At 70.2% G+C, this 9868-nt stretch carries 4 protein-coding genes, 1 tRNA gene and 1 rRNA gene; 1 reads left to right on the forward strand and 5 read right to left on the reverse strand.

Annotated elements, in window-relative coordinates; all coding sequences use genetic code 11:
- Positions 1–35 precede the first annotated feature (35 nt).
- Together ACZ6I1_RS15385 and ACZ6I1_RS15390 are read right to left on the reverse strand one after the other, a co-directional pair.
- A complete protein-coding gene (locus ACZ6I1_RS15385) occupies positions 36–716 on the reverse strand; it encodes a response regulator (protein ID WP_446594636.1) in 681 nt (226 codons plus the stop codon).
- Positions 717–990: 274 nt separating this feature from the next.
- Entirely contained in the window at positions 991–6522 is a 5532-nt protein-coding gene (locus ACZ6I1_RS15390) for a HAMP domain-containing protein (RefSeq protein WP_469287303.1), read from the reverse strand.
- 166 nt (positions 6523–6688) lie between these two features.
- On the opposite strand from ACZ6I1_RS15390, the gene ACZ6I1_RS15395 reads away from it, so the two are divergent.
- Positions 6689–9271 (forward strand): SpoIIE family protein phosphatase, encoded by a 2583-nt coding sequence (locus tag ACZ6I1_RS15395; RefSeq protein WP_469287305.1) that lies wholly within the window; start codon positions 6689–6691, stop codon positions 9269–9271.
- 21 nt (positions 9272–9292) lie between these two features.
- On the opposite strand, the gene ACZ6I1_RS15400 is transcribed toward ACZ6I1_RS15395, so the two are convergent.
- The 3 genes from ACZ6I1_RS15400 to rrf form a co-directional block, all read right to left on the reverse strand.
- Positions 9293–9514 carry a hypothetical protein gene (locus ACZ6I1_RS15400; RefSeq protein WP_469287307.1) on the reverse strand — a complete coding sequence of 74 codons (222 nt, stop codon included), beginning with the start codon at positions 9512–9514 and terminating at the stop codon, positions 9293–9295.
- Positions 9515–9694: 180 nt separating this feature from the next.
- Positions 9695–9770 (reverse strand) — tRNA-Thr (locus ACZ6I1_RS15405).
- Between the two features lie 5 nt (positions 9771–9775).
- Positions 9776–9868: ribosomal RNA gene (gene rrf / locus ACZ6I1_RS15410) — 5S ribosomal RNA — on the reverse strand; the annotation flags it as partial.

Below are 9868 nucleotides of genomic sequence, written 5' to 3' on the forward strand. Positions count from 1 at the left end.
CGCCAGACCTGACGCACCGCCAGGCGGGGCTCCGCTCAGCCCTGAACCGGCAGTACGGCGCCCCCGCCGGCCCCCGGCTCCAGCGCGTCCAGCGCCCGCCGCAGCCCGGTGAGCTTGCGCTCCAGGTGGGCCGCGGTCGCCACCACCGCCGCCTCGGCCGAATCCTCGCCGAGCTGCTTGGTCAGCGCCTCGGCCTGCTCCTCGACCGCGGCGAGCCGCGCGGAGAGCTCGGCCAGCAGGCCGGCCGTCTCCTTGCTGCCGTCCACGCCGTTCGAACCGCCGCCCTCCAGCTGGAGGCGCAGCAGCGCCGCCTGCTCGCGCAGCTGGCAGTTCTTCGTATACAGCTCCACGAAGACCGAGACCTTGGCCCGCAGCACCCACGGGTCGAAGGGCTTGGAGATGTAGTCCACCGCACCGGCCGCGTACCCGCGGAAGGTGTGGTGCGGACCGTGGTTGATCGCGGTGAGGAAGATGATGGGGATGTCCCGGGTCCGCTCCCGCCGCTTGATGTGCGCGGCCGTTTCGAATCCGTCCATTCCCGGCATCTGCACATCCAGCAGGATGACCGCGAAATCGTCCGTCAGCAGCGCCTTGAGCGCTTCCTCCCCCGACGACGCCCTGACCAGTGTCTGATCGAGCGCGGAGAGGATGGCCTCCAGCGCCAGCAGATTCTCCGGCCGGTCGTCGACCAGGAGGATCTTGGCCTTCTGCACCATGCCCTGTCCTCCTCGCCCCGGCATGGGGCCTCCCCGGCTCCGGGCGCCGGCCTGTGCGCCGGGCCCCGCCCCAGAGGACGGCATCCTTGCGCCGTCCGTCCTTGTGCCGGTCATCGTAGCCCCAGTCCCGAGATCGCCACACCCTGTCACCAAGATGTCACTGTGCACGAAGCAGAAACGCGGTGGGAGAGCTGAAGGTTCCCCGTTCACGGCCCTCCCACACCGCATCGGGCACAGTACGTCGGCAATCGTTGTCAGCCCGCTCGCCCGGTGATCACTTCCCGCGCATCCACTGCTCCATCACCGACAGGAGGTAGTCGGGGTCGACCGGCTTGGTGACGTAGTCGGAAGCACCGGAGTCGATCGCCTTCTCCCGGTCCCCCTTCATCGCCTTCGCCGTCAGCGCGATGATCGGCAGCCCAGCGAACTGCGGCATCCGCCGGATCGCCGAGGTCGTGGCGTACCCGTCCATCTCCGGCATCATGATGTCCATCAACACGACCGTCACATCGTCGTGCTGCTCCAGGACCTCGATGCCCTCCCGGCCGTTCTCCGCGTACAGCACCGCCAGCCCGTGCTGCTCCAGCACGCTGGTCAGGGCGAAGACGTTGCGCACGTCGTCATCCACGATGAGCACCTTCTCGCCGTGGAAGTCGTACGTCCGGGGCGCCGCCGGGAGCTCCTCCTGCGCGCTGCCCCAGCCGTCCTCGGCCCCCGCCGCCCCGGGCTGCCCCGGCACGGCCGTACGCGGCTCCAGGTCGCTCAGCGCCTTGCGCCGGCGCCGGAACAGCGCGGCCCCGCCCTGGCCCGGCTCGGCGCCCGGGAGCCCCGAGCGCTCCGCCCGCGCCGGAGCGGGCTGCGCCGGGGCCATCGGCGCGGGAGACGCCGGAGCCGCCGGCAGCGCGGGCCGTGCCTCCTCGGCGGGCCTGCGGTACATCTCGGCGCGGCCGCCGCCCGGCGTGGGCGGCGCGTACCCCTGCGGCGGCAGCTCGCTCGGGTGCAGCGGCAGGTACAGCGTGAAGGTGGAACCGCGGCCGGGCTCGCTGGCCGCGTGGATCTCCCCGCCCAGCAGCCGGGCGATCTCCCGGCTGATGGACAGGCCCAGACCCGTGCCCCCGTACTTGCGGCTGGTCGTCCCGTCGGCCTGCTTGAACGCCTCGAAGATCACCAGCATCTTGCTCGCGGCGATCCCGATCCCGGTGTCGGTCACCGAGAACGCGATCAGGTCGGCGTCCGCCTCCCGCAGCGATCCGGCCTCGAGCAGCTGCTCCCGGATCGCCGTCGGCACATCCGCCCCGGCCGGGCGGATCACCAGTTCCACCGCCCCCGTGTCGGTGAACTTCACCGCGTTGGACAGCAGGTTGCGCAGCACCTGCAGCAGCCGCTGCTCGTCGGTGTGCAGGGTGGCCGGCAGCTCCGGGGAGACCCGCACCGAGAAGTCGAGCCCCTTCTCCGCCGTCAGCGGCCGGAAGGTGGCCTCCACGTAGTCCACGAGCTGGACCAGCGCGATCCGCGTCGGGGAGACGTCCATCTTCCCCGCCTCGACCTTCGACAGGTCGAGGATGTCGTTGATCAGCTGGAGCAGGTCCGAACCGGCACCGTGGATGGTCTCGGCGAACTCCACCTGCTTGCCCGACAGGTTCTCGTCGGCGTTGTCGGCGAGCAGCTTGGCCAGGATCAGCAGCGAGTTGAGCGGGGTCCGCAGCTCGTGCGACATGTTCGCGAGGAACTCGGACTTGTAGCGCATGGAGACCGCGAGCTGCTCGGCGCGCTCCTCCAAGACCTGCCGGGCCTCCTCGATCTCGGTGTTCTTCACCTCGATGTCCCGGTTCTGCTGGGCCAGCAGCTCGGCCTTCTCCTCCAGCTCCGCGTTCGCGGCCTGCAGGGCCTTCTGCCGGTTCTCCAACTCGTCGGAGCGCTCGCGCAGCTGCTCGGTCATCTCCTGAGACTGCTTCAGCAGCATCTCCGTCTTGGAGTTGACGCTGATGGTGTTGACGCTCGTACCGATCATCTCGGCGATCTGGCTGAGGAAGTCCTTCTGGATCTGCGTGAACGGCGTGAAGGACGCCAGCTCGATGACGCCGAGCACCTTCCCCTCGAAGAGCACCGGCAGCACGATCACGTGCGCCGGCGGCGCCTCGCCGAGCCCCGAGGAGATCTTCAGGTAGCCGGGCGGGGTGTTCTCGACCAGGATCGTCCGCTTCTCCTCGGCGACCGTCCCGATCAGCCCCTCCCCCGGCCGGAAGGAGGTGGGCATCTGGCTTCCGGCATAGGCGTAACTGCCGCGCATCCGCAGCTCGTACGAGCCCTCCGCGCCGCCGTCCGTCCCGATCTCGGTGCTCCCGCCGGTCGGCAGGGCCAGGTAGAACGCACCGTGCTGCGCCGAGACCACCGGAGTCAGCTCGCTCATGATCAGCGAAGCCACGTCGTCGAGCTCCCGGCGGCCCTGCATCAGCGCGGAGATCCGTGCCAGGTTGCCCTTGAGCCAGTCCTGCTCCTTGTTGGCCAAGGTGGTGTCGCGCAGGTTGACGATCATCGTGTTGATGTTGTCCTGCAGGACCTGGATCTCGCCCGCCGCGTCCACGTCGACCTTCAGGCTGAGGTCGCCGCGGGTCACCGCGGTGGCCACGGCCGCGATCGCGCGCACCTGCCGGGTGAGGTTCCCGGCCATCTCGTTCACGGACTCCGTCAGGTCCCGCCAGGTGCCGTCGACGTCCCGGACCCGGGCCTGGCCGCCCAGGATGCCCTCGGTACCCACCTCGCGGGCCACCCGCGTCACCTGGTCCGCGAACGAGGACAGCTGGTCGACCATCGTGTTGATGGTCGTCTTGAGCTCGAGGATCTCACCGCGCGCGTCGATGTCGATCTTCTTGGTCATATCGCCCTTGGCGATGGCGGTCGTGACCATGGCGATCTGCCGCACCTGACCGGTGAGGTTCGACGCCATGAAGTTCACCGAATCGGTCAGGTCCTTCCACGTCCCCGAGACACCCGGTACGTGCGCCTGACCGCCCAGGCGGCCCTCCGTACCCACCTCGCGGGCCACGCGCGTGACCTCGTCGGCGAACGACGACAGGGTCTTCACCATCGTGTTGACCGTGTCCGCGAGCTGCGCGACCTCGCCGCGCGCCTCCACGGTGACCTTCTTGGTCAGGTCGCCGTTGGCCACCGCCGCCGAGACCTGCGCGATCCCGCGCACCTGGGCCGTCAGGTTCCCGGCCATGGTGTTGACGTTGTCGCTGAGGTCCTTCCAGATGCCGGTCACCCCGCGCACCCGGGCCTGACCGCCCAGGATGCCCTCGGTACCCACCTCGCGCGCCACCCGCGTCACCTGCTCCGCGAACGACGACAGCTGGTCCACCATCGTGTTCACGGTGGTGACGAGTTCGAGGATCTCGCCCTTCGCGTCGACGGTGATCTTCTTGGACAGGTCGCCCATGGCCACCGCCGTGGTCACCTCGGCGATGTTGCGCACCTGCGACGTCAGGTTGTTGGCCATGAAGTTGACGGACTGGGTCAGGTCCTTCCAGGTGCCGGAGACGCCCTTCACCTCGGCCTGGCCGCCGAGGATGCCCTCGGTACCCACCTCGCGGGCCACCCGGGTCACCTGCTCCGCGAAGTTCGAGAGCTGGTCGACCATCGTGTTGAGGGTGTTCTTCAGCTCCAGGATCTCGCCCCGGGCGTCCACGTCGATCTTCTGCGACAGGTCACCGCGCGCCACCGCCGTGGCGACCTGCGCGATGTTGCGCACCTGCGAGGTCAGGTTCCCGGCCATGCCGTTCACGGAATCCGTCAGGTCCCGCCACACACCCGCCACGCCCGGCACCTGCGCCTGACCGCCGAGCCGCCCCTCGGTGCCCACGTCCCGGGCCACCCGGGTCACCTGCTCCGCGAAGGCCGAGAGCTGGTCCACCATCGTGTTGATGGTGTTCTTCAGCTCCAGGATCTCGCCCCGCGCGTCCACGTCGATCTTCTGCGACAGGTCACCGCGCGCCACCGCCGTGGTCACCTGGGCGATCTGGCGCACCTGCGAGGTCAGGTTCCCGGCCATGAAGTTGACGGAGTCGGTGAGCTCCTTCCAGGTGCCGGACACCCCCTCGACCCGGGCCTGGCCGCCGAGCCGGCCCTCCGTGCCCACGTCCCGCGCCATCCGCGTGACCTGGTCGGCGAACGAGGACAGCTGGTCCACCATCGTGTTCACGGTGTTCTTCAGCTGGAGCATCTCGCCGGAGACGTCCACGGTGACCTTCTGCGACAGGTCGCCGTTGGCCACCGCCGTCGTCACCTGCGCGATGTTGCGGACCTGACCGGTGAGGTTGCGGAAGGCGGTGTTCACCGAGTCGGTGAGGTCCTTCCAGGTACCGGCGGCCCCGGGCACCTGCGCCTGGCCGCCCAGCTCGCCCTCGACGCCGACCTCACGGGCCACGCGCGTCACTTCCGCACCGAAGGACTGGAGCTGGTCCACCATCGTGTTGACGGTGTTCTTCAACTCCAGCATCTCGCCGGCCACGTTGACCGTGACCTTCTGCGACAGATCGCCGTTGGCCACGGCGGTCGTCACCTGCGCGATGTCGCGCACCTGCGTGGTCAGGTTGCGGAAGACCGTGTTCACCGAGTCGGTGAGGTCCTTCCACGTCCCCGCCGCCCCCGGCACCTGCGCCTGCCCGCCGAGCAGGCCCTTGGCGCCGACCTCGCTGGCCACGCGCGTGACCTCGTCCGCGAAGGTCCGCAGGGTCTCCGTCATCTGATTGATCGTTTCGGCCAGCTGCGCGACCTCGCCGCGCGCGCTCACCCGTACCTTCTGCGACAGGTCACCGTTCGCGACCGCCGTCGTCACCTGCGCGATACCGCGCACCTGGGCCGTCAGGTTGCCCGCCATGGTGTTGACGGAGTCGGTCAGGTCCTTCCACACACCGGCGACCCCGGGCACCTTCGCCTGACCGCCCAGCTCACCCTCCGTACCCACCTCGCGGGCGACGCGGGTCACCTCGGAGGAGAAGGAGGACAGCTGGTCCACCATGGTGTTCACGGTGTTCTTCAGCTGGAGCATCTCGCCGGCCACGTGCACGGTGACCTTGCGCGACAGATCGCCCTTCGCGACCGCCGTCGTGACGAGAGCGATGTCACGCACCTGAGCGGTGAGCCGGTACGCCATCGTGTTGACGGAGTCGGTCAGATCCTTCCAAGAACCGGACATTCCGCGCACTTGGGCCTGGCCGCCGAGCTTGCCCTCGGTACCCACCTCCAGCGCCACGCGCGTCACCTCGTCGGTGAACGCGGACAGCTGGTCGACCAGGTTGTTGACCGTGCGCCCGACCTTCAGGAACTCCCCGCGCAGCGGATGCCCCACCCCGTCCGAGGCCTGGGTCCGCAGATCCATCCGCTGGTCCAGATCACCCTCGGCGACCGCCGACAGCACCCGGCCCACCTCGGACACCGGCCGGGCGAGATCGTCCACCAACTGGTTGGACGCGTCGATCGCGGCCGCCCAGGAGCCCTCACAGGCACCGGTTTCCAGCCGTTCGCTCAGCTTGCCCTCGCGGCCCACCATCCTGCGGACCCGCGACAGCTCCCCGGTCAGGTGCAGATTGCGGTCGGCGACCTCGTTGTAGACGGCGGCGATCTCCGCCATCACGCCCTCGCCGGAGACCGTCAGCCGCTTGCGGAAGTTCCCGTCCCGCATCGACACCAGGGCCGTGAGCAGCCGGTTCAGAGCGGCGGTATCGACCTCGGTCGTGCCGCCGCGCCGGGACCGCCCGCCTTTCGGCCGCGTTCCCGTACGCCGCACCGCTGCGCCAGACTCCACCGTGTCCCTCCCGAAAGGGTCGACCGCTGTTCCGCCGGGCTACGAGTGTCCCCACCCGGCTCTTCAAGCCTGCCCAGTGTTTCACCCTGGCCGAACCCGGCCATAACACTTCGGCACCATCGCACACCCGCCGTACCCTGCGGGTGGAATCCCCGACGACGGCACCATGCCGACCGCGAAGGTAAGTAACCTGGCACTCGATGTCCAACCGCGTCGAAGGAGACTCGTGATCACGGCACGGGCGGCTGCCAGTTTCGATCCTCTCGGGCGCTCGGTCGCCGCCGCCCGCGCGTTCGTCCGCGACACCCTGCAGGGCTGGGGCTTCGCGGACATCGTCGACGACGCGGTGGTGCTCACCAGCGAGCTCGTCACCAATGCCGTGGTCCATGCCGGAACCCGCGCCGAGGTCCTGTGCCTGCGCTCCGGCGACGGCGTGCGCGTCGAGGTCGCCGACCGCTATCCGGAGCGCGAGCTCCCGCTCCAGCACCCCGGCGAGCGCCCGTACGCCGACCCCGACCGCGAGAACGGCCGCGGCCTGATGCTCTGCGCCGCCCTCGCCACCCGCTGGGGCGTCGAGTACACCGCCACGCACAAGCACGTGTGGTTCCGCCTCGACCTCCCGGACCGTCCGGTCGGTACCCGATCCGCGGGCCCCGTCGTGCCCGACCAGCTGCTTCCCCTCGCCGACAGCCGGGTCCGCGTCGCCGTCCTCCAGATCGACGCCGCCGGAGCCGTCTCCGCCTGGAACGAGGACGCCGAGCACATCTTCGGCTACCCCGCCGAGAAGGTCGTCGGCCGTGCGCTCGCCGAGCTCGCCGCCTGGCCGCAGACCCCCGGCACCGGCACCGGCATCGCCGAGGCACTGAGCCTGTCCCGCTGGGAGGGCAGCTACGGAATCCGCGGCTCCGACGGCCGCGTCATCCCCGTTTACGCCTCCCACCTCCGGGTACGCGACGCCCATGGCGAACCCTCCATCGTCTGTCTCCTCGTCCACGACGACGAGCGCGCCCTCCTGCAGACCCCCGTACGGATCCCCGCCGACGGCGGCCAGCTCACCGAGCCCCGCCCCGCGGACCCCTTCGAGGTCTTCATCGGCTCGCCCGCCCCCGACGACCTCGACGGCCTCCTCCAGCGCACCGTCGAGCGGGCCCGCGACCTCCTCGACGCCGACGCCGCCTTCCTCCTCCTCGCCACCGACGACGAGACGGAGCTGGAGGTCCGCGCCACCACCGGCCTGCCCTCCACCCGACAGCGCTTCGCCCGCGTCCCCGTCGAGGCCGGCACCAACCGGTACGGATCGGCCCGCATGCCCGCCGTCCACGACGACCTCGCCGCAGTTCCCGGAGCCGTCCCGCTGCTGGAGTCCACCGGCATGCGGTCCGTGGTGACCGTCCCCCTCAAGGTCGAGGGCCGGCTCACCGGCTCCCTCGGCGTCGCCGCCGAGGTCCCCGGCCGCTATTCCAACGAGGAGGCCCTGCGCCTCCAGTTCGCCGCCGACCGCATCGCACTCGCCGTCGAGTCCGCCCGCCTGGGCGAGCTCGAGCGCCTTCGCCGCGGCTCGCTGTCCTTCCTCGTCGAGGCCTCCGACCTGCTGGCCGGCACCCTCGACCGGGACCAGACCCTGGCCCTCATGGCCCAGATGACGGTCCCCACCCTCGCGACCTGGTGCGCCGTGTACACCATCGCCGACCAGTCCTCGGATCCGTACCTCTCCTACGTGCTGCACGAGGACGAGGAGCGCATCGACGGCCTGAAGGCCCTGCTCTCCCGGGTGAGCCCGCCCGAACCGGTCCGCGGGGCCGGCTCCCGCCCCTGGCCGGAAACGGCGCTGGCCGTCGGCGGGGAGACGGTCGTCCTCCCGCTGATGGCCCGCAACCGCGTGATCGGGATGCTCACCCTCGGCAAGCCCAGCGAGGAGCACTTCCGCCAGGAGATCCTCGAACTCGCGGAGGACCTTTCCCGCCGGGCCGCCCTCGCCCTCGACAATGCCCGCCTGTATTCCGAGCGGACCGCGATCAGCCGCTCCCTCCAGCGCAGCCTGCTGCCGCCCGGCTCCCCGGCGATCCCCGGTATGGAGGTCGAGGTCATCTACCGCGCGGCCGGCGAGGGAAACGAGGTGGGCGGCGACTTCTACGACGTCTTCCCGATCCGCGACGGCGCGTACGGCTTCGCCATCGGCGATGTCTGCGGTACGGGCCCGGAGGCGGCAGCGGTCACGGGTCTGGCCCGCCACGCCCTGCGGCTGCTGGCCCGCGAGGGCCTGGGCGGCCCCGCCGTCCTCGAACGCCTCAACGCGGCGATCCTCGACGAGGGTGCCCGCAGCCGCTTCCTCACCCTCCTGTACGGAGAGCTCCATCCGCAGCCGGACGGCGGCGCCCTGATGAAGGTCGTCTGCGCCGGCCATCCGCTGCCGCTGCGCCTGCGTCCGAACGGCGAGGTGCTCCCGGCCGCCGACCCCCAGCCCTTGCTGGGCGTGATCGACGACCTGGAGCTGTACGAGCAGACGCTGACCCTCGACCCGGGCGATGTCCTGCTCTGCGTCACCGACGGTGTGACCGAACGCCGCGAGGGCGCCCGCATGCTCGGCGACGACGGCCTCGCGGAGGTCCTCACCACGTGCACGGGCCTCACCGCGGGGGCGGTCGCCTCCCGTGTCCTGCGCGCGGTGGAACGCTTCGCGGCGGAGCCTGCCTCGGACGACATGGCCATCCTGGCGTTCCGTGTCCCGCAGCAGCGCGTGGGCGACTGACCGCGCCCCGGCCCTTTCAGCTCACCGCCGGGGCCGCGTCGACAGGATCATGAACGACGGGGCCGCCATCTGCGGGACCCAGGCACGTCGATCGTTGCCGGCGCGGGGGACGACGGCATGTGCCGGTTCCGGCGCTGTGAGCGGCCTGGCGGAGACCGGGGAAGTGGGGCAGGAGCCGTCGGCTTCCGGCTCCCAGGCCGTCACGATCTTCAGTACCAGGCGTCGGATCCTTGCGATGCTCATGAGGGGCTCCTTCCGCAGCTCGAGGGCTCGGACTGCGGATGAGGCGAGGAGGCCGTCTGCCTCCTGGTCCGTCATCCGTGATCCCATTGCGCCTCGTGCCGCGCCCCTGGTCACGACCCGGAAAGTCGGGACTTGACAAACGCAAAAAGGCCCCCGCCACGAGGCGGGGGCCTTTTTCTTTGGAGCCCTTTAACGGAATCGAACCGTTGACCTTCTCCTTACCATGGAGACGCTCTACCGACTGAGCTAAAAGGGCGGGTTGTTCGGCGGCGTCCTACTCTCCCACAGGGTCCCCCCTGCAGTACCATCGGCGCTGAAAGGCTTAGCTTCCGGGTTCGGAATGTAACCGGGCGT

The organism is Streptomyces sp. NPDC046303 (genome assembly GCF_055588085.1).

Excerpts from the sequence above, each read along its gene's own strand:
- ACZ6I1_RS15385 (WP_446594636.1), bottom strand. The coding sequence starts at position 716 with ATGGTGCAGAAGGCCAAGATCCTCCTGGTCGACGACCGGCCGGAGAAT.
- ACZ6I1_RS15395 (WP_469287305.1), top strand. The coding sequence starts at position 6,689 with ATGCCGACCGCGAAGGTAAGTAACCTGGCACTCGATGTCCAACCGCGT.
- ACZ6I1_RS15400 (WP_469287307.1), bottom strand. The coding sequence starts at position 9,514 with ATGAGCATCGCAAGGATCCGACGCCTGGTACTGAAGATCGTGACGGCC.